Source organism: Microbacterium sp. NPDC089189 (genome assembly GCF_040685095.1).
Taxonomy (GTDB): domain Bacteria; phylum Actinomycetota; class Actinomycetes; order Actinomycetales; family Microbacteriaceae; genus Microbacterium.
Map to the genome: position 1 here is coordinate 31,286 of NZ_JBFBHG010000009.1, position 19,770 is coordinate 51,055.

At 71.2% G+C, this 19,770-nt stretch carries 16 protein-coding genes; 10 read left to right on the forward strand and 6 right to left on the reverse strand.

Going from position 1 to position 19,770, the window contains the following annotated elements; translation table 11 throughout:
- Positions 1-113 precede the first annotated feature (113 nt).
- Positions 114-1,721, reverse strand: coding sequence for a UDP-N-acetylmuramoyl-L-alanyl-D-glutamate--2,6-diaminopimelate ligase (locus tag AB0N73_RS06940; protein WP_363561747.1), 1,608 nt, complete (start codon positions 1,719-1,721; stop codon positions 114-116).
- A gap of 197 nt (positions 1,722-1,918) precedes the next feature.
- On the opposite strand from AB0N73_RS06940, the gene AB0N73_RS06945 reads away from it, so the two are divergent.
- The gene (locus tag AB0N73_RS06945; protein ID WP_363561749.1) at positions 1,919-3,193 is read left to right on the forward strand and encodes a M50 family metallopeptidase; all 1,275 of its coding nucleotides are present in this window, start codon (positions 1,919-1,921) and stop codon (positions 3,191-3,193) included.
- A gap of 6 nt (positions 3,194-3,199) precedes the next feature.
- Here the strand turns inward: AB0N73_RS06945 and AB0N73_RS06950 are convergent, their stop codons facing one another.
- The gene (locus AB0N73_RS06950) at positions 3,200-5,101 is read right to left on the reverse strand and encodes a chorismate-binding protein (protein WP_363561751.1); all 1,902 of its coding nucleotides are present in this window, start codon (positions 5,099-5,101) and stop codon (positions 3,200-3,202) included.
- Positions 5,102-5,259: 158 nt separating this feature from the next.
- On the opposite strand from AB0N73_RS06950, the gene AB0N73_RS06955 reads away from it, so the two are divergent.
- Both AB0N73_RS06955 and ispG read left to right on the forward strand, forming a co-directional pair.
- Positions 5,260-5,526, forward strand: coding sequence for a 2TM domain-containing protein (locus AB0N73_RS06955; RefSeq protein ID WP_363561753.1), 267 nt, complete (start codon positions 5,260-5,262; stop codon positions 5,524-5,526).
- A gap of 48 nt (positions 5,527-5,574) precedes the next feature.
- Complete coding sequence (gene ispG, locus AB0N73_RS06960; protein WP_363561755.1) at positions 5,575-6,726, forward strand: flavodoxin-dependent (E)-4-hydroxy-3-methylbut-2-enyl-diphosphate synthase; 1,152 nt, start codon at positions 5,575-5,577, stop codon at positions 6,724-6,726.
- Between the two features lie 21 nt (positions 6,727-6,747).
- Here the strand turns inward: ispG and AB0N73_RS06965 are convergent, their stop codons facing one another.
- Together AB0N73_RS06965 and AB0N73_RS06970 are read right to left on the reverse strand one after the other, a co-directional pair.
- Complete coding sequence (locus AB0N73_RS06965) at positions 6,748-7,767, reverse strand: 1-aminocyclopropane-1-carboxylate deaminase (protein ID WP_363561757.1); 1,020 nt, start codon at positions 7,765-7,767, stop codon at positions 6,748-6,750.
- Positions 7,764-8,453 (reverse strand): GntR family transcriptional regulator, encoded by a 690-nt coding sequence (locus tag AB0N73_RS06970; protein WP_363561759.1) that lies wholly within the window; start codon positions 8,451-8,453, stop codon positions 7,764-7,766. Before AB0N73_RS06970 ends, AB0N73_RS06965 begins: the two co-directional genes overlap by 4 nt.
- Before the next feature lie 133 nt (positions 8,454-8,586).
- Here AB0N73_RS06970 and AB0N73_RS06975 point away from each other — a divergent pair, with 133 nt between their 5' ends.
- The 3 genes from AB0N73_RS06975 to AB0N73_RS06985 are packed head-to-tail and all read left to right on the forward strand — an operon-like array spanning position 8,587 to position 12,072.
- Positions 8,587-9,123 (forward strand): RNA polymerase sigma factor, encoded by a 537-nt coding sequence (locus tag AB0N73_RS06975; RefSeq protein ID WP_363561761.1) that lies wholly within the window; start codon positions 8,587-8,589, stop codon positions 9,121-9,123.
- On the forward strand, positions 9,114-10,274 hold the full coding sequence (locus tag AB0N73_RS06980) for a hypothetical protein (RefSeq protein ID WP_363561763.1): 1,161 nt from the start codon (positions 9,114-9,116) through the stop codon (positions 10,272-10,274). The genes AB0N73_RS06975 and AB0N73_RS06980 overlap by 10 nt, the downstream gene beginning before the upstream one ends.
- Positions 10,275-10,317: 43 nt before the next feature.
- Positions 10,318-12,072 (forward strand): proline--tRNA ligase, encoded by a 1,755-nt coding sequence (locus AB0N73_RS06985; protein WP_363561765.1) that lies wholly within the window; start codon positions 10,318-10,320, stop codon positions 12,070-12,072.
- A 9-nt stretch (positions 12,073-12,081) separates the two neighbouring features.
- On the opposite strand, the gene AB0N73_RS06990 is transcribed toward AB0N73_RS06985, so the two are convergent.
- Positions 12,082-12,711, reverse strand: coding sequence for a GPR1/FUN34/YaaH family transporter (locus tag AB0N73_RS06990; protein WP_363561767.1), 630 nt, complete (start codon positions 12,709-12,711; stop codon positions 12,082-12,084).
- Between the two features lie 97 nt (positions 12,712-12,808).
- Positions 12,809-13,606, reverse strand: coding sequence for a DUF1206 domain-containing protein (locus AB0N73_RS06995; RefSeq protein WP_363561769.1), 798 nt, complete (start codon positions 13,604-13,606; stop codon positions 12,809-12,811).
- An 82-nt stretch (positions 13,607-13,688) separates the two neighbouring features.
- On the opposite strand from AB0N73_RS06995, the gene AB0N73_RS07000 reads away from it, so the two are divergent.
- The 4 genes from AB0N73_RS07000 (at position 13,689) to infB (ending at position 19,738) form a co-directional block, all read left to right on the forward strand.
- Complete coding sequence (locus AB0N73_RS07000) at positions 13,689-15,527, forward strand: lipase family protein (RefSeq protein WP_363561771.1); 1,839 nt, start codon at positions 13,689-13,691, stop codon at positions 15,525-15,527.
- Between the two features lie 86 nt (positions 15,528-15,613).
- A complete protein-coding gene (gene nusA, locus AB0N73_RS07005; protein ID WP_363561774.1) occupies positions 15,614-16,600 on the forward strand; it encodes a transcription termination factor NusA in 987 nt (328 codons plus the stop codon).
- A gap of 36 nt (positions 16,601-16,636) precedes the next feature.
- Positions 16,637-16,909: a YlxR family protein gene (locus AB0N73_RS07010; protein WP_363561776.1), complete on the forward strand. Its 273-nt coding sequence runs from the start codon at positions 16,637-16,639 to the stop codon at positions 16,907-16,909.
- A gap of 57 nt (positions 16,910-16,966) precedes the next feature.
- Entirely contained in the window at positions 16,967-19,738 is a 2,772-nt protein-coding gene (infB, locus tag AB0N73_RS07015; protein WP_363561778.1) for a translation initiation factor IF-2, read from the forward strand.
- The last annotated feature ends 32 nt before the right edge of the window (positions 19,739-19,770 follow it).

The window sequence follows — 19,770 nt, forward strand, 5'->3', positions numbered from 1 at the left end:
CCGCCCGGCGGGCCTGGCTTCACGGTAGGACGCGGCCGCGGGAGGAGGCGGGCGTGCGGGCCAGGAATAACCCGCGCCGGAGCGCAGAGCGCGGGCGTCGGGACGTGCGGGGGTCAGTCGGAGTAGGGGACCGGCCAGTGCGGCTCGGGGACATCCCAGCCGGCGTCGCGGAGCGCCCGCCGGGCGAGCTCGCGCGCCGAGTACGGCGTGCGGACGCCGCGGATGTCGCGGTAGTCCTGGTGGCCGGGGCCGGCCCAGAGGATCGCATCGCCGTCGCCCACGAGTGCGACGGCCGCCACGATGGCCGCCTCCGGGGGCGAGTACTCGTGGATCTCGGCGTCGGGGCGCGCGCGGCGCGCACCCTCGATGAGCGTCGAGCGGATGGAGGACGGGTCCTCGAAGCGCGGGTGGTGATCGGTGATGACGAGGATGTCGCTGCCCTCGACTCCGGTGCGGCCCATGTCGTGGCGCTTGGTCGCATCGCGATCGCCGTCGGCGCCGAACAGCATCAGCACGCGTCCGGGGGTGACCCGTCGCACCGCGGCGAGGGTCTTCTCGAAGGCGTCGGGGGAGTGGCCGAAGTCGACGTAGACCGCGGGCCCGGTCTCGCCCGATACCCGCTCGGTGCGGCCCGGCAGGTACGCCTCGATCCGCCGGCCGTCGAGGGCCGCCACGATGCGCTCCCAGGCGTATCCCGCCTCGCGCATCATCACGATCGCGAGGCCCGCATTGGAGGCCATGTGGCGCCCGATCACCGGCACGACCGTCTCGAGCGCCTCGCCGTTCGGGCCGCGGAGCGAGAACCGGGTGCCCTCGGGGCGCTCGTCGAGGATGTCGACGATCCACTCGGCGGATGCGGCGAGCTCACGGTCCGCCGCGATGTCGGGCGTCGCCACGGTGGTCACCGGGATCTCGCTGCGGGCGACGACCTCGGCGGCGGCGGCGGAATCGAGCGAGATCACCGCGCGACGTGCCCGGTCGGGGCGGAAGAGCGCCAGCTTGGCCTCGAGGTACTCGGCCATGTCGGCGTAGTCGTCGAGGTGGTCGTGGGAGAGGTTGGTGAACGCGGCGACGTCGAAGACGATGCCGTCGACGCGGTGCCTGCTGAGCGCCTGCGCGCTCACCTCCACCGCCACGGCCTCGACGCCGCGCTCGCGCATGAGGGCCAGCAGCGCGTGGAACTCGGAGGCCTCCGGGGTGGTCAGCCGCGACACGATGACCTGACCGGCGATGTGGCGTTCTGCGGTCGACGAGAGTCCCGTCGTGACGCCCAGCTGGCCCAGCATGCCCTCCAGCAGATGCGAGACGCTCGTCTTGCCGTTCGTCCCGGTGGGCGCGAACAGGATCGGCAGGTCGTCGTCGGGCCCGGTGCCGTAGACCCAGGCCGACAGCTCGCCCATGCGCGACCGCGGGGCCTCGAGCACGAGCACGGGCAGGCCCGATGCGCTCGCCCGTTCGGCGCCCGCGGCATCCGTGATGACGGCGACCGCGCCCTTCGCGGCGGCATCCACCGCGAAGTCGGCTCCGTGACGGTTCACGCCCTGCAGCGCGACGAATGCTTCGCCCGCCCGCAGGTCGGCGGTGGCGAGGGTGATGCCGTTGAGGGTGACGTGCGACGCGTCGCCGCGCACCTCGGCGCCGAACCGGTCGGCGAGCTCCGACAGCGCGCGCGTCGGGGGGTGCTCGGGCCGCAGGACCGGGGGCAGATTCGAGGAGGACATGGCTGTCCATTCAACCAGACGGGGCCTCGCCCGCCGTGATCGGCGCCACCCGCCCGCAGGAGCAATCCCCTCCGCAGGAGGATGCGGCGCCGATCGTCCTGCCGGGGAGATTCCTCCTGCGCGACGGCGGTGCCGAGCGCGCCCGTCGGGCGGCGCTCATTCGGCTGGCTCAAAGCCGTCGCCACTACGGTGGGCAGGTGACGATCCTCGCTTTCGTGGTCGGCATCGTGGTCCTGGTGATCGGACTCGCGATCTCGATCGCCCTCCACGAAGTCGGCCATCTGGTGCCGGCCAAGGCCTTCGGCGTACGCGTCGGTCAGTACATGATCGGCTTCGGGCCGACGCTCTTCTCCTGGCGACGGGGTGAGACCGAGTACGGGTTCAAAGCCCTGCCGCTGGGCGGCTACATCTCGATGGCGGGCATGTACCCGCCCGCTCCCGGCGCCGAGACGACCCCGCGGCGCGCATCCTCGCGCTTCTTCTCCACCCTGGTGCAGGACGCGCGGGCGGCGAACGAGGAGACCCTCATCGGCGCCGGAGACCGCACGTTCTACCGGTTGTCGATGTGGAAGCGCATCGTCATCATGCTCGGCGGGCCGTTCATGAACCTCCTGCTCGCGATCGTGCTCTTCGCGATCCTGTTCAGCGGGATCGGGGTGCAGACGGCATCCTCCACGGTCGGATCGCTCAGTGCATGCGTGCCCGCATCCGCCACGGCCTCCGACGCCTCGGAGTGCGCGCCCGGCCAGACGCCCGCGCAGCGTGCGGGCCTGCAGGAGGGCGACGTCATCGTCTCGATCGACGGCACCTCGACCGCCGACTTCGCCGAGGCGTCCGCGATCATCCAGCAGTCGGCCGGTCGCACCCTGACGTTCGTCGTCGAGCGGGGCGGCGCGGAGCGCACCCTGTCGGTCACCCCCACCGCCGTGCCGTCGTCCGACGGCGCGGACGTGGGCTTCGTGGGCTTCCGCCCGACCTCGGAGTTCGTGCGTCAACCGATCTGGGTGGGCCCTCAGGCGGCCTTCGAGAACGTCGGCGCGGTCGCCGGGATCATCTGGCAGCTGCCGGTCAAGATCGTCGAGGCCGGTGCGACGCTGTTCACCGGCGAGGAGCGCGACCCGAACGGACCGCTCAGCGTCGTCGGCGCCGGGGTGATCGCGGGCGAGGTCGCCTCATCCGATGCCCCCGTCCTCAACCGCGTGGCCGGCATGATCGGTCTGCTGGGATCGCTCAACATCGCCCTGTTCGTCTTCAACCTGGTGCCCCTGCTGCCGCTCGACGGCGGTCACGTCGTGGTGGCGCTCTGGGACGGCATCAAGCGCGCGTGGGCGCGGCTGTTCTCGCGCCCCGCGCCGAAGCCCGTCGACGCCACCCGGCTCGTGCCGTTCACGATGGTCGTGTTCGTCGCGCTCGTCGTGATGGGCGGCACGCTGATCCTCGCGGACCTCTTCAACCCGGTCTCGCTGCTGTAGCCCCGCTCAGACGGCGACGCTGCCGAGCGCGTGCCCGATCAGCCGTTCCAGCGTGATCATGCCGTCGCGCGACAGGATCGACTCGAGGTGCCCCTGCACGGAGGCGAAGCCGGGCCCGCGGAGCGCGTAGACGTCGCCCGTCGCGGGGTCCGCCGACACCTCGGCGCCGTCGATCCCGTCGGTGCCGGGCGCGAGGCGCGCGGTGAACGTGTTGTAGAACCCGATGGATGCGGGGCGCCCGAACACGTCGACGTCCAGCTGCAGGCCCTGGTGCGGGCGATCGAGCGGCGCGAGACCGATGCCGAGCCGGTCGGCGAGGATCTGGTGGCTCAGGCAGACCGCGAGCAGCGGTCGGCCCGACGCCAGCCGCGTCTCGACGACGCCCCGCATCCGCTGGATGCGGGGGCTGTCGGCGTCGCGGGGGTCGCCGGGGCCGGGGCCGGACACGACCAGGTCGGCGGCGGCGAGGAGCGCGGGATCCGCCTCCGCCCACGGCACGATCCGCGTCTCGAGCCCCAGGTGGCGCAGCTGGTGCGCGAGCATGGTCGTGAAGCGGTCCTCCGCATCCACCACGATCGCGGTACGTCCGGCGAACGGGCCCACGTGCGCCCCGCCGGCCTGGGGGTTCAGCCAGAACGAGGCGAGCCGCGAGTTGCGCGAGGCGAGCAGCGCGGCGACGGCCGGGTCGTCCGCGAGCGGTGTCGGCGCGGCGGTAGGGGCGTCGACGTCCGCGCGCGCCTCGCGCGGCACGGCCCCGATCGCGCCGAGCACGCCGGCGGCCTTGCCGTGGGTCTCGCCCACCTCACCGTCCGGGTCGGAGTGGCGCACGAGCGTCGCGCCGACCGGGACACGGAGGCGTCCGTCGACGAGGTAGGCCGTGCGGATGAGGATGGGGGCATCGAGGTCGTGCGTCGCGTCGTCGCGTCCCGTGGGGGTGAAGAGCGCCGCGACGCCGGAGTAGTAGCCGCGGGGTGCGCGTTCGTGGCGGGCGATCACCGTGCACGCGTTCTGCATGGGCGACCCGGTGACCGTCGGCGCGAACATCGTCTCGCGCAGGATGTCGCGCGGGTCGAGCCGCGACGAGCCGCGCAGCATGTACTCGGTGTGCGTGAGGCGCGACATCTCCTTGAGATGCGGGCCGGTGATGCGGCCGCCGTCGGTGCAGACGGCGCTCATCATCTTCAGCTCCTCGTCGACGACCATGAAGAGCTCCTCGGTCTCCTTCGTCGACTCGAGGAAGGCGCTGAGCGTCTCGACCGTGGCGCCGCCCGCGGGGTGGCGGAAAGTGCCGGAGATGGGGTTCATCGTGACGACGCCGTCGCGTGCGCTCACGTGGGCCTCGGGGCTCGCGCCCACGGCGACGTGGCCGGGGGTGACGACGGCGAAGGTCCAATAGGCGCCGCGCTCGTGCTCGAGGAGCGCGCGGAACCAGGTGAGGGCGGCCGTGCGCTCGGGGGCGTCGACCGCGGCGGTGAAGTCGCGACGGATGACGAAGTTCGCGCCCTCGCCGCGTCCGATCTCGTCCGCGATCACGGTGCGGACGATGTCGGCGTACTCGTCGTCGGACAGGTCGAAGCCGGGATCGGCGAGCGGGACCGGGGTCGTGGGCAGGGCCGCGAGCACCTCGGAGCGCGGAAGGCGGGTGTGCGTGTCGACGACGAGGCAGCGCAGCGGCGCGCCGTCGTCGTGGCAGACGAACCCGCGTTCGCGCACCTGGCGGTAGGGGACGAGGGCCAGCACCTCTCGGGGAACCCCCTCCGCATCGAGCAGGGGGATGTCCGCGAGCAGCTCGACATCCACGACGTCGCCGGTCAGCACCTCGACCCAGGCGTCGTCGCGCGCGATCAGCGCGAACGGGGCATCCGAGGAGGCCAGGGAGGTGAGCAGATCCGCTGTCGTGCCGGTCATGGTCGTTCCTTCATCGGGGGAGCGGCCGCCTCAACGCAGAAGAACCGCCCGGAGGCGGTTCGTGTCGCACGCGCACACCGCCTAAACGGTGAGCCACCAGGAGGAGGGGTTCGCGAGCATGGGCCCGAAATTACCACATGCCCACTATGCTCGGCGCCATGACGGACTCGGGGGAGCTGCGCGATCGCGCCATCAACAGGCTCAAAGCTCGGCAGTCGTTCTGGTACGCCCTGGCCACGTGGGTCGTGCTGTCGGGGCTCTTCACGGTGATCTGGCTGGTCGGCGGGGAGGGCTACTTCTGGCCGCTCTGGCCCATCGGAGCGATCGGCATCGGCGTCGTGCTCACCGGCATCCGGGCGTTCGGGCCCGGCGACGGCGGACCGCCCGAGGACAAGATCCAGGACGAGATGAAGCGTCTGTCCTGATGCCGGGTCATCGGGCCGCGCTCAGGCGCGGGCGCGTAGGCTGAGCGTGTGCCAGCCGTGAATCTCGGGATGCCCCGCATCCCGGAAATCCTCGCCCCCCGCCGCAAGAGTCGCCAGATCCGCGTCGGCAAGGTCCTGGTGGGTGGCGACGCCCCGGTCAGCGTGCAGTCGATGACGACCACGAAGACGACGGACATCAACGCGACGCTCCAGCAGATCGCCGAACTCACCGCATCCGGATGCGAGATCGTGCGTGTCGCCGTGCCCACGCAGGACGACGCGGACGTGCTGCACATCATCGCGGCGAAGAGCCAGATCCCGGTCATCGCCGACATCCACTTCCAGCCCAAGTACGTCTTCCAGGCGATCGATGCCGGCTGCGCCGCCGTCCGGGTCAATCCCGGCAACATCCGGCAGTTCGACGACAAGGTCGGCGAGATCGCCGCCGCCGCGTCCGCGGCCGGCGTCTCGTTGCGCATCGGTGTCAACGCGGGCTCGCTCGACAAGCGTCTGCTCGAGAAGTACGGCAAGGCCACCCCGGAGGCGCTCATGGAGAGCGCCGTGTGGGAGGCGTCGCTGTTCGAGGAGCACGACTTCCACGACTTCAAGATCTCGGTCAAGCACAACGATCCGGTCGTCATGGTGAAGGCCTACCGCCTGCTCGCCGAACGCGGCGACTGGCCGCTGCACCTCGGGGTGACCGAGGCGGGCCCGGCGTTCCAGGGCACGATCAAATCGGCCACGGCCTTCGGCATCCTGCTCTCGGAGGGCATCGGCGACACGATCCGCGTCTCGCTCTCGGCGCCGCCGGCCGAAGAGGTCAAGGTCGGTCATCAGATCCTGCAGTCGCTGAACCTGCGCGAGCGCACGCTCGAGATCGTCTCGTGCCCTTCGTGCGGGCGGGCCCAGGTCGACGTGTACTCCCTGGCCGACAACGTGACCGAGGGCCTGAAGGACATGACCGTCCCGCTGCGCGTGGCGGTCATGGGATGCGTCGTGAACGGCCCCGGCGAAGCCCGCGACGCCGACCTCGGGGTCGCGAGCGGCAACGGCAAGGGGCAGATCTTCGTCAAGGGCGAGGTCGTGAAGACCGTGCCCGAGGCCGACATCGTGGAGACGCTGATCGCCGAGGCGAACCGCCTGGCGGCCGAGATGGGCCCGGAGGCCCCCCTCGGCACGGCGCAGGTCGTCACCGCCTGAGGCGGTACGGCCCCGGGGCTGTCAGTCCCAGAGGCGGTGGTACGCGTTGATGGCGGGCTGCCCGCCCAGGTGCGCGTACAGCACGGTCGAGTCGCGCGGGATGTCTCCCGAGCCGACGAGATCGATGAGTCCGGCGAGCGACTTGCCCTCGTAGACGGGGTCCGTGATCATCGCCTCGAGCTGCGCGCCGAGCGCCATCGCCTCCATCGTGGAGTCGACGGGGAGCCCGTACAGCTCTCCCGCCCAGCCCTCCAGCACCTGGATCTCGTCGTCGCGCAGATCGCGGCCGAGCTCGATGAGCTCCGCCGTGTGACGGGCGATGCGCGCCACCTGGTCGGTCGTCTTCGCGAGGGTCGCCGACGCGTCGATGCCCAGCACGCGACGCCGGACGCCGGTGAGCTCCTCGAGCGCCGCGAAGCCCGCGATCATGCCGGCGTGCGTGGAACCGGTCACGGTGCAGACGATGATCGTGTCGAAGAAGACGCCGAGCTGCTTCTCCTGCTCGGCCAGCTCGAACGCCCAGTTGGCGAAGCCCAGGCCGCCGAGCGGGTGCTCGGAGGCGCCGGCCGGAATGGCGTACGGCGTGCCGCCGGAGGCCTCGACCTCGGCGAGGGCGTTCTTCCACGAATCGCGGATGCCGATGTCGAACCCGGCGTCGTCCAGCCGCGAGTCGGCGCCCATCATGCGCGAGAGCAGGATGTTGCCGACCTTGTCGTTCACCGGGTCCTCCCACGGCACCCACTTCTCCTGCACCAGGCGGCTCTTCAGGCCCAGGTGCGCGGCGACCGCGGCGACCTGCCGGGTGTGGTTGGACTGGTAGCCGCCGATCGAGACGAGGGTGTCGGCGCCGGAGGCGAGGACGTCCGGAACGATGTACTCGAGCTTGCGGACCTTGTTGCCGCCGTAGGCGAGGCCGCTCGAGACGTCCTCGCGCTTTGCCCATACCTGCGCCCCGCCCAGGTGGGCGGACAGCCGCTTCAGGTGCTGCAGCGGGCTGGGCCCGAACGTGAGCGGATAACGGTCGAACTGATCGAGCTTCATGGGGCCTTCTCCTCGGTGACGTCGGATGGATCGGATGCGGGGAGCTCCTCGACGGTGAGGCTCTGCCAGGTCTGTTCCGCGAGGGCGGCGGCGCCGGCGGCATCCCCGCGCTCGCACAGCGTGATCATCTGCTCGTGTCGCGCCACCGAGTCGCGCCCCTCGTGCGAGGCGAAACGCAGGCGCTCGGCCCGGCGGAGCACGGGCTCGTACTGGGCCAGGACCGCGCGGATCGCGGCGTTCCCGCTCGCCGCGAGCGTGATGTCGTGGAACGCGTGGTCGGCCGCGAGGGTCGCATCCACATCGCCCGCCTGCTGAGCGGCGGCGACGTCGGCGTTGACCGACCGCATCCGCGCGATGTCGGTCGGGGTGAGGCGCGGGACGGCGGCTTCGAGCGCCGCGCGGTGGAGGGCGGCGACGACGACCTGGGCGTCGCGCACGGCGGCGGGGTCGACCGGGGCGACGACCGTCGAGCGGCCGGGCGAGGTGCGGACCAGGCCGGAGCGCCCGAGTTCCAGCAGCGCCTCGCGCACCGGTGTGCGGCTGACGCCCAGCCACGTGGCGAGCTCGGCGTCGCGGAGCTGCTCGTCGGGCGCGAAGGTGCCGTCGACGATCGCGTCGCGGAGCTTCCGCAGCACCTCGTCGCGCAGCAGCGGGCGAGGGGCGAGCGTCTCGGAAGGAACCGGCATGCAATATATTGCGCATGCCGGGGTGGGCCGAGTCAAATCGGGCGCGTGCGCGATCCCGCTCCGGTGTGCGCACACGCTCGGGATCTCTTTCGCGAGACGCGAACCATCCGACCGGTGCCGGACACTACAAGGTGTGACAGATGATGAGGCCGCGCTCACGGAGCGGCTGCGGGCGGGCGACGAGTCCGCGCTGGGGGAATTGTTCGACCGGCACGAGGCGCGCCTGTTCCGGCACGCGTGCCGGCTGCTGAGCGCGCGTGAGGACGCGAAGGATGCGGTCGCCATCGCGTTCTTCGAGCTGTGGCGCAAGCGTGCGTCCGCGCGGATGGTGGACGGCTCGCCGTTGCCGTGGTTGCTGACCACGGTGGCCAACTCCGCGCGGAACCTCGAGCGGTCGGGGCGTCGCTACCGCGCGCTGCTGGGAAAGGTCCCCGCCGCCGCGCATGCCGACGCGCCCGTCGCCGAGGACGAGAGCGGTGTGCTGGCGGCGCTGCGGCGGCTGCCGGCGGGGGAGCGGAGCGTCGTGGTGCTCACGGTGCTCGAGGGGTATCCGGAGCGCTCGGCCGCCGAGGCCCTCGGCATCCCGGTCGGCACGGTGAAGTCCCGACTGTCCCGCGCGAAGGGGCGACTGCGCGATGAGATGACGGCGATGGAGGCATCGTGGACCTGAACGACGACAAGCTGTCCCCGGCGGAGCGCCGCGACATGCGCGAGATGGTCACGGGCGGAGCGGTGCGGATGCGGGCAGCCCGCGCCCGTCGCATGCAGCTCACCGCCGGGGCGGCCGCCTTCGTGCTGGTCGCCGCGATCGTGACGGCGGTCACCTGGGCCGCGGTCCGCCCGGTGGACCGGGTCGCGACCCCCGTCGAGACCACGAGTGCTCCGGCGACGCCGACCCCCACGCCGACACCGACCGCGCCTGTGGTCGATCCCGCGCCGCGTTCCGCCGTCACGCCGTTCGGCGGCAGCTGCGACAACGTGTTGTCGATCGACCGCGCGGCGGAGTGGATGGGGGCCGAAATGCGCCGCGTTATGGTGCCGTGGGTGAGTCCCGGTGAGCAACTCAGCGGGGCGTTGAACTGCATCTGGGCCTACCCCGAGGCGTACGTGTGGGGTTCGATCGAGGTGACGGTGTTCCCGAGCGCGATCTTCGAAAGCGGCGGTATGGCCGCCCCGGTGGGGACCTACGGGTGCGAGGAGAAGACCTGCACCGCCGCGGCGATCGTCGAGGGCAGCTGGGTTCACGCGGCGTGGATCGGATCGTACGATTCGGAAGTTCCCATGCGAGAGCTCGATTCATCGGATCTCACAGCACTCGTTCTGGAGATCGGCGAGCGCGCACAGGCATACCCCGCAGCGCGGTCCGCCGACGCGACTGGTTCCCCGTGGTCAGCGGACGTGTGCGCGCAACTCGCTGGAACATTCCCCGACCTTGCGGGCCTGAGCGTCGAGGCGCCCCCGAGCATGGATGACGTGTGGAAGAGTCCGACGCGAGCGTGGTCACTCGCGTCGACCGGCGTCGACTACTGCCATTCGTACACCGGGAACGGGCAGGGATTCGGGCTGACCCTTGTGCCCGGCGGGGCGCCGCTCTTCGACGCCATCGCCGCGTCAGATGGTGCGCAGTCGATCGTGGTGCAGGGCGCGGACCGCGCCGCGCTGGTCGTGGAGAACTACGCGTGGGAGCGACACAACCGCGACCTCCTCGTGCAACGTGGTGACGACATCTTCCTCCTGGGTACCGATTTCGTGGACGGGACCGAGGAGGCGCACCGAAGAGTCGCCGACCTCGCGGCCGACATCCTGACGGCGCTCGGATGACCCGGCCCGCGCCGGGGGCCCCGCATCCGTAGACTTGTCGATCGTGGTCACACGTCTCTCGCACTTCTTCCTCCGCACGCTCCGTGAAGACCCCGCCGACGCGGAGGTGATCGGGCACCGGCTGCTGGTGCGCGCCGGCTACATCCGGCGTCAGGCGCCGGGCGTGTTCGCCTGGCTGCCGCTGGGTCTGCGGGTGAAGGCGAAGATCGAGCAGGTCATCCGCGACGAGATGGCGGCGGCCGGGGCGTACGAGGTGCATTTCCCGGCGCTGCTTCCCCGCGAGCCCTACGAGGCCACCGGCCGGTGGGACGAGTACGGCGACGCGCTGTTCCGCCTGCAGGACCGCAAGGGCGCCGACTACCTGCTGGCGCCGACGCACGAAGAGGTCTTCACGCTGCTCGTGAAGGACCTGTACTCGTCGTACAAGGACCTGCCGCTGACGATCTACCAGATCCAGGACAAGTACCGCGATGAGGCGCGCCCCCGCGCCGGCCTCCTGCGCGGACGCGAGTTCACGATGAAGGATGCGTACTCGTTCGATGCGAGCGACGCCGGGCTCGACGCGAGCTACCAGGCGCAGCGCGACGCGTACGAGCGCATCTTCTCGCGCCTCGGCCTCGAGTACGTCATCGTGAAGGCGGACGCCGGAGCCATGGGCGGTTCGCGCTCCGAGGAGTTCCTGCACCCGACCGCGGTCGGTGAGGACACCTTCGTCCGCTCCGCCGGCGGATACGCCGCGAACGTCGAGGCGTACGTCACGGCGGCGCCCGAGGCTCGGGCCTTCGACGGCCTCGCCGAGCCCGTGATCTTCGACTCGCCGGACACCCCCACCATCGCGACGCTCGTCGCGCACGCCAATGCGGTGCTCGAGGGCGAGTACACGGCAGCCGACACCTTGAAGAACGTCGTCTTCGCGCTGACGCACGTCGACGGCTCCCGTGAGCTCGTCGTCGTGGGGCTTCCCGGAGACCGTGAGGTCGACGACAAGCGCGTCGAGGTGGCCTTCGCTCCGGCCGCGGTCGAACCCGCCACCGCCGAGGACTTCGCGAAGCACCCGCTGCTGGTCAAGGGCTACATCGGTCCCTGGTCGCCCACGGGCGCCGTGCTGGGCGAGGAGTCGGCCACCGGCATCCGCTATCTGCTCGATCCCCGCGTCGCGGACGGCACGAGCTGGATCACGGGCGCGAACGTCGACGAGAAGCACGTGCACTCGCTCGTCGCCGGTCGCGACTTCTCGGCGGACGGCTCGGTCGACGTCGCGAACGTCCGCGAGGGCGACCCGGCGCCCGACGGCTCGGGTCCCGTCTCGCTCGCCCGCGGGATGGAGATCGGCCATGTCTTCCAGCTCGGGCGCAAGTACGCCGAGGCGCTGGGGCTCAAGGTGCTCGACGAGAACGGCAAGCTCGTCACCGTCACGATGGGCTCCTACGGCATCGGCGTCACCCGCATCCTCGCGATCATCGCCGAGCTCAACAACGACGCGAAGGGCCTCATCTGGCCCGCAGAGGTCGCGCCCTTCGACGTGCACGTGGTCGCCACCGGGCGGGATGCGGCCGCCTTCGCACTCGCCGCGTCGCTCTCGGACGACCTCGAGGCCGCCGGGTTGGACGTGCTCTACGACGACCGCCCCAAGGTGTCGCCCGGGGTGAAGTTCGGTGACGCGGAGCTCGTGGGCGTGCCCCGCATCGTCATCGTCGGACGCGGTGCGGCCGACGGTCTGGTCGAGCTCTGGGACCGCCGCACGGGCGAGCGAGAGGAAGTCGCGGCCGCCGACGCGGTGGCCCGCCTGCGCTCCTGAGGCTCCCGGTCACGACTCCCGGTCGGCATCGCCCGCGATCCACGGGCGGCCGAGCGGGAGCACGTGCCGGTGCATGGTGCGCCAGTAGAACTTCTCGACGAGCAGGTAGAGCGCGAGGGCCGATGCGGCCAGCAGCAGCACCGACCCCGCCGTGCCGAGCGCGCCGAGATCGGAGAACGCCGCGGCGGACTGCAGCGCGAGGCCTGCCGACACGCACAGCAGGGTGATCGGCAGCACCGTGTTGTGCAGCGAGCCCGCGACGGCGAAGGCCAACGCCAGCACGGCGAAGATGAGCGAGAAGAACCCGCGTGCCTGCGCGGTGACCTCGAAGAACCCGAGCTCCTCGCCCAGGAGGAAGCCGGGCACGACGATCCAGTACCAGCCGAACGCGTTGTAGACGATGAAGTGGAAGTCGTCGCCGATGAAGTACGACAACATCCCCGCGGTCACCTGGACGATGCCGCCGAACGCGGCGCCGACCCAGAACACCGGGTTCTCGTCCTGGATGCCGAGGTGCGCGAGCTGCGCGGTGAGGGTCGCGATCACGAACCCGAGGAGCCCGATCAGACCGGGGTCTGCCGGCTGGAAGGGATAGCCGCCCGGGGCGGTGCGGAGCGGGGAGCGGGGATCTGCGGACACCCTGCCAGCATGCCCGCTCGACGGGAGTCGCGTCGATCACCGCGCCCGGGGAAATCCGACCGACGCCGGCGGATGCTCCCGCCGCCGCGCCGCGCGCTCAGAGTCGGGCGAACCGCGCCCGCAGCCCGCAGAAGATCCCGTACGCGATGAAGCCGACACCGACGCTCGACACGACGAACGGACCGGCGGGCATGCCGAGCAGGGACCGGATGGCCCCGTCGAGGCCGCCCGCCTGATCGGCGTCCACCGTGACGGCGGCGATCACGAGGAGCACGCCGACGGTGAGCAGCGACACCCCCTTGGCGACGAATCCGAACACGCCGAGCACGTCGGTGACCATGCCCACCGGTCCCGACGGGATCGACATCTTGGTGCGATAGCTGCGTCGCACCCCCATGACGACGAACGCGACACCGCCCACCGCGATCCCCACGCCGACGGCGCCGAGCACGAAGGGGCCGCCCGGAACCGAGAGCACCCCGCGGCTGGCCTCCTCCGCGCTGTCGTCGGCCACGGGCCGTGCGCCGAGGGCGACGGATGCGGCGACGACCCCGAGCGCGATGAACACCAGCGCCTGGCCCGCCTCGGAGATGCGGGCGCCCCACGCCGAGCGATCGCCGCCGCCGCGGCGCAGCGCCACCGCCGCGTGCCAGAGCCCGAGCGCGGCCAACGCGACCGCCAGGGCCCACAGCGCCACGAACCCGGCGGGCGCGTCGGCGATGGTCTTGAACGCGCCGCTCTGGTCGCTCTCGCCCTCGCCTCCCGCGGCGATCGCGAGCACGATGGCGCCGATCAGCGCGTGGACGACCCCGTTCGCGGCGTACCCCGCCCGGGCGAGGGCGCGGACGACGGGGTTCTGCTCGGCGGTACGGGCCGCATCCTGTGCCGTGGGCATGTCCGGCAGCCTATGCGCTGACCGCCTTAGCGCATCGCCGGGGCGGCCCGGCACGCATCAGCGCGCTGCCTAGAATGTGCGGATGCCCGACCGCCCGCCGCTGCGACGCCGACTGCGCCTCAGCGCGCTGCCGCAGCTGCTCGCCTCCGCGCCGCCCCGGGTCATGGTGCTCATCGGGCTGTGCGTCGCGCTCCTGGGGCTGCTCATCGTCATCCGCCCGCTCACCTCGCTCGTGCTGCTCGGCGTCTACGTCGGGCTGAGCGCGATCCTCTCCGGTGTTCTGGAGCTCATCGCGCGCCACCGGGCACCCGCCTGGTGGACCCGTGTGCTCGCGGTCGCGTGGATCGCGGGCGGCGTGGTGATCCTCATCTGGCTGGGGCGCAGCATCGAGCTCCTGCCTCCGACGCTCGCCGTCCTGCTGGCCGTCGGCGGGCTCGCATCGCTCGGCGACGCGCTCAGTCGCGGCGTGCTGAGTCAGCGGGTGCTCGCGGCGGTATGGGGCGGGGCGCAGATCGCGTTCGGCATCCTGTCCCTCACCTGGCCCGACGTCACCCTGCTCGTGGTCGCCGTCGTCTTCGGGGTCCGCACCGTGGTCTTCGGCATCGACCTGCTCTCGCGCGGTGTGCGCCTGATCCTCGAGCGCCGGCGCTCGGTCAGCGCCGTCCCGGCACCGGGGCCCTCGCGCCGACGGCGCGCGTGGACGGCGACCGGCCGGTACGCCCTCTCGCTCGTGCTGGTCGCCACGACGGTCGGCGGCTTCGGGCTCAACGAGTTCCTCGACGACGGCGCGCCGGTCGTCGACGCGTTCTACGACGCCCCGGATGAGGTCCCCTCCGGCCACGGCCGCCTCATCCGCGTCGGCGACTACGGCGGACGCGAGCCGGACCGAGGAGCGGTCAGCCGCATCCTCTACACGACGAAGTCCTCCACCGGCGCCCCGGCGGTGGGGAGCGCGATGGTGATCCTGCCCGACGACCCGCCGCCGGGTCCGCGACCGGTGATCATCTGGAACCACGGCACGACCGGCGTCGCGCGCGGTTGCGCGCCGAGTCTGGCCGACGGCACCGCCACCAAGTGGGCCATCCCGGCGCTCGAGCGCATGCTCGCCCGCGGATGGGTCGTGGTCGCGCCGGACTACAGCGGTCAGGGCGCCGAAGGGGAGTTCCCCTACCTCATCGGCACGGGCGAGGCGTACTCCGCGCTCGACGCGGTGCTCGCCGCCGGCGAGATGGACGACGTCGTGCTCTCGCCCGACACCGTGGTGTGGGGACACTCGCAGGGAGGGCACGCGGCGCTGTGGACGACGCAGCTCGCCCCCGAGTACACCCCCGGCATCCGGGTGCTCGGCACCGCCGCGTTCGCCCCGGCCGCGGATCCCGTGGAACTTGCCCGCGAACTCACCTCGGGCGACGCCGGCGCCATGCTGACGGTTCTCGTCTCGTGGGTGATCGTGCCCTACGCCGACACGTACCCCGACGTCCGCCTCGACGACTACGTCGCGACCGGCGCGCGCTCGATCGTCCGCGAGATGACGCAGCGCTGCCTGAGCGAGCCGGGCGTGATGGTGTCGGCGTTGGCCGCGCTGGGGCTGAGCGAGGACACGCCCTTCGACAGCGCCAACCTCACGACCGGCGCCCTCGGGCGGCGCCTCGCCGAGAACGTGCCCACCGGCCCCTGGTCGACGCCGATGTTCATCGCCTGGGGCGCACAAGACGAGGTCATCCCGGTGTCGGCCCAGCGCACCCTGGTCGACAGGCTGTGCGGCGAGGGGGAGCGCGTGCGCTCGATGCAGCTCGCCGGCCGGGGGCACCAGGACATCCTGCAGCCCCGCTCCGAGATGCTCACCTCGCTCGTGCGCTGGACCAACACCCTGCGCGCGGACGTCCAGCCCGCGTCGGTGCTCGACGACTGCGAGCGGTGAGGCGAGACCCGCTCGCAAGCGATCGGGTAACGTAAGAGGGATGCGGTGGCTGCATGCGCCGCGAAGAGCTGAATAGGGAGGACACCGTGGATATCGATCTCGGTCTGCTGCGTACCGTCGAGCGTGAGAGGGAGATCCCTTTCGAGGAGCTCGTCGCCATCATCGAGCAGGCGATCCTCACCGCCTACGCCAAGCACACATCGCCCACCGGAGAGCTTCCGGAGGGCGCCCGCTCCCACCTCGACCGCAAGACCGGTCACGTGGGCGTGTTCATTCCCCTGCGCGACGACGAGGGCGTCGTCATCGGCGAGGAGGAGAGCACTCCCGACGACTTCGGGCGCATCGCCGCCTTCGCCGCCAAGCAGGTCATCAACCAGCGTCTGCGCGACATCGCGGACGACGCCGTGCTCGGCGAGTTCCGCGGCAAAGAGGGCGACATCGTCGCCGGTGTCATCCAGCAGGGGCCCAACCCCCGCATGGTGCACGTCGACCTCGGCACCGTCGAGGCCATCCTCCCGCCCGAGGAGCAGGTTCCGGGCGAGGCCTACACGCACGGCTCCCGCATCCGCGTCTACGTGACGTCGGTGTCGAAGGGCACGAAGGGCCCGTCGATCACCGTCTCGCGCACCCACCCGGGACTCGTGCGCAAGCTGTTCGCGCTCGAGGTGCCCGAGATCGCCAGCGGCGCCGTCGAGATCGTGGCGCTCGCGCGCGAGGCGGGGCACCGCACCAAGATGGCCGTCGTCACCAGCGACCCGTCCATCAACGCCAAGGGCGCGTGCATCGGTGAGATCGGACGCCGCGTGCGCGCGGTGACCGAGGAGCTCAACGGCGAGAAGATCGACATCGTCGACTACGACGGCGAGCTGGCGAAGTTCGTCGCGAACGCCCTCTCGCCGGCCAAGGTCACGTCCTCGTTCATCCTCGATCCCGGCACGAAGGCGGTGCGTGCCCTCGTGCCCGACTACCAGCTCTCGCTGGCGATCGGCAAGGAAGGCCAGAACGCGCGACTGGCGGCCAAGCTGACCGGCGCGAAGATCGACATCCAGCCCGACAGCATTCTCGAAAGCTGATCGACGGCCGGATTCCGGTCGATGCGAAGGTGTACGATGGAAGCTGTACGAACGTGCGTCGGATGCCGCACGCGTGCTCCCCGGCACGACCTCCTGAGGGTGGTCGCACACGATTCCCAGCTCGTCATCGATGAGCGGGGATCGCTTCCGGGGCGGGGCGCGTGGGTGCACGAGACAAGCGAGTGCATGGATGCCGCCCTCCGGCGCCATGCGTTTGTGCGGGCATTGCGTGTGTCGGGCCCGCTTGACACGCAGACCATCGAGAAACGGCTGAACGGCTATGGACACAAAGTGAACGGCTCGAAATGAGACCCGTCCGCGAGTAACGGTCTGCCCTGTCTGGGGTAGGCCTCAGACAGGAGAATTGTGGCAAAACCACGCGTACACGAGATCGCTTCCGAGCTCGGCGTCGACAGCAAGGTCGCGCTCGCGAAGCTGAAGGAGCTCGGCGAGTTCGTCAAGAGCCCTTCGTCGACCATCGAACCCCCGGTGGCCCGTAAGCTCCGCGCCGCGCTCGAGGCGGAGGCAGGCTCCGCCGCTCCGGCCGCGAAGCCGTCGGCCGCGCCGAAGCCCGCCGGATCCCCGGCACCCGGCGCCTCGTCGGGCGCCAAGCCCGGCCCCGCGCGCCCCGCGCCGCGCCCGCAGGCAGCGGCCCCGGCCGAGGCGCCCGCCCCCGCAGCACCCGCTCCCGCAGCGGCTCCGGCAGCTCCCGCTCCCGCAGCGACCCCCTCGGCTCCCGCTCCCGCAGCGGCCGAGGCTCCCGCCGCGGATTCGGGCGCGCCCAAGCCGGGTGGCGCCCCGCAGCCCCCGCGTCCCGGTGGCGCCCCGCGTCCGGGCAACAACCCGTTCGCGAGCGCCCAGGGCATGGGCCAGCGTCCCGCCGGTCCCCGTCCGGGCAACAACCCGTTCGCGAGCGCGCAGGGCATGGGCCAGCGCCCGAGCCCCGGCAACATCCCGCGTCCCCAGGCTCCGCGCCCCGGCGCTCCGCGTCCGGGCGCCCCGCGTCCCGGTGGCGCAGGCCGTCCCGGTGGTGCCGGTCGTCCCGGTGCGCCGTTCCAGCAGCGTCCCGGCGGCCCCGGTCGTCCCGGCGGTGCCGGCGGCGGATTCCAGCGCCCCGGTGCACCCGCGGGCGGCGGCTTCGCCGGTCGTCCCGGTGGTGGCGGCGGCCGTGGCCGTGGTCCCGGCGGTGGTACCGCAGGTGCCTTCGGTAAGGGCGGCGGCAAGTCCAAGCAGCGCAAGTCGCGTCGGGCGAAGCGGCAGGAATTCGAGATGCGGTCGGCGCCGGTCGTCGGCGGCGTCAACGTATCCAAGGGCAACGGCGAGATCATCCGGCTGCGCCGCGGTGCATCGATCGCCGACTTCGCCGACAAGCTCGAGGCGCTGCGCGGCTACAACGTGCAGCCCGGCACCCTGGTGACCATCCTGTTCAACCTCGGTGAGATGGCGACGGCGACCGAGTCGCTCGACGAGGCCACGTTCGAGGTGCTCGGCGAGGAGCTGGGCTACAAGATCCAGATGGTCTCGCCCGAGGACGAGGACAAAGAGCTCCTCGAGGGCTTCGGTCTCGACCTCGAGGCCGAGCTGGATGCGGAGAGCGAGGACGACCTCGAGATCCGTCCGCCCGTCGTCACCGTCATGGGTCACGTCGACCACGGTAAGACGCGGCTCCTCGACGCGATCCGCCAGACCAACGTCGTGGCGGGCGAGGCCGGTGGCATCACCCAGCACATCGGTGCCTACCAGGTGTGGACCGAGCACGAGGGCATCGAGCGCGCCATCACCTTCATCGACACCCCGGGTCACGAGGCGTTCACCGCCATGCGTGCCCGTGGTGCGCAGGTGACCGACATCGCGATCCTCGTGGTCGCGGCGGACGACGGCATCATGCCCCAGACGGTCGAGGCGCTCAACCACGCCCAGGCCGCGCAGGTGCCGATCGTGGTGGCCGTCAACAAGGTCGACAAGCCCGACGCCAACCCGGCCAAGGTGCGCCAGCAGCTCACCGAGTATGGTCTGGTCGCCGAGGAGTACGGCGGAGACGTGATGTTCGTCGACGTCTCGGCGCGCGAGAACCGGAACATCCAGGCCCTCCTCGACGCGGTGCTCCTGACCGCCGACGCGGGGCTCGACCTCACGGCCAACCCCAACAAGGCGGCCCGCGGTGTGGCCATCGAAGCCAAGCTCGACAAGGGCCGCGGCTCGGTGGCGACCGTCCTCATCCAGTCCGGAACGCTCCGGGTCGGAGATGCGATCGTCGCCGGAACGGCCTACGGCCGCGTCCGCGCCATGATCGACGAGAACGGCGACGCCGTGGACGAGGCGTTCCCGTCGCGTCCGGTGCAGGTGCAGGGTCTGAACTCCGTGCCGCGTGCCGGCGACGTGTTCATCGTCACCGAGGAAGACCGCCTGGCTCGCCAGATCGCTGAGAAGCGCGAAGCCGCCGAGCGCAACGCCCAGCTGGCCAAGGCCCGCAAGCGCATCTCGCTCGAGGACTTCACCCGTGCGCTCGAAGAGGGCAAGGTCGAATCGCTCAACCTCATCATCAAGGGTGACGTCTCGGGTGCCGTCGAGGCCCTTGAGGAGTCGCTCCTCAAGATCGAGGTCGACGACTCGGTGCAGCTGCGCATCATCCACCGCGGTGTCGGTGCGATCACCGAGTCCGACATCAACCTCGCGACGATCGACAACGCGATCGTCATCGGGTTCAACGTCCGTCCCGACACGAAGGCGCGCGAGCGCGCCGCTCGTGAAGGTGTCGACGTCCGCTTCTACTCCGTCATCTACAACGCGATCGATGACGTCGAACAGTCCCTCAAGGGCCTGCTCAAGCCGGAGTTCGAAGAGGTCCAGTCGGGTGTGGCCGAGATCCGCGAGGTGTTCCGCTCCTCGAAGTTCGGCAACATCGCCGGTGTCATCGTGCGGTCGGGAACGATCACGCGCAACGCCAAGGCCCGCGTCATCCGCGACGGCGTCGTGCTGGCCGATGGCCTCGCCATCGAGTCGCTGCGCCGCTTCAAGGACGACGTCACCGAGGTTCGTACGGACTTCGAGGCCGGTATCGGTCTCGGCAAGTTCAACGACATCCAGATCGGCGACGAGATCGAGACCACCGAGATGGTCGAGAAGCCGCGCAAGTAACAGCAACGGGTGAGGGTCGCCGGTCTCCGGCG

Coding starts and splice junctions, on each gene's coding strand:
- AB0N73_RS06940 (WP_363561747.1), bottom strand. CDS start 1,721: ATGTCCTCCTCGAATCTGCCCCCGGTCCTGCGGCCCGAGCACCCCCCG.
- AB0N73_RS06950 (WP_363561751.1), bottom strand. CDS start 5,101: ATGACCGGCACGACAGCGGATCTGCTCACCTCCCTGGCCTCCTCGGAT.
- AB0N73_RS06955 (WP_363561753.1), top strand. CDS start 5,260: ATGACGGACTCGGGGGAGCTGCGCGATCGCGCCATCAACAGGCTCAAA.
- AB0N73_RS06965 (WP_363561757.1), bottom strand. CDS start 7,767: ATGAAGCTCGATCAGTTCGACCGTTATCCGCTCACGTTCGGGCCCAGC.
- AB0N73_RS06970 (WP_363561759.1), bottom strand. CDS start 8,453: ATGCCGGTTCCTTCCGAGACGCTCGCCCCTCGCCCGCTGCTGCGCGAC.
- AB0N73_RS06995 (WP_363561769.1), bottom strand. CDS start 13,606: ATGCCCACGGCACAGGATGCGGCCCGTACCGCCGAGCAGAACCCCGTC.
- AB0N73_RS07000 (WP_363561771.1), top strand. CDS start 13,689: ATGCCCGACCGCCCGCCGCTGCGACGCCGACTGCGCCTCAGCGCGCTG.
- AB0N73_RS07010 (WP_363561776.1), top strand. CDS start 16,637: ATGGAAGCTGTACGAACGTGCGTCGGATGCCGCACGCGTGCTCCCCGG.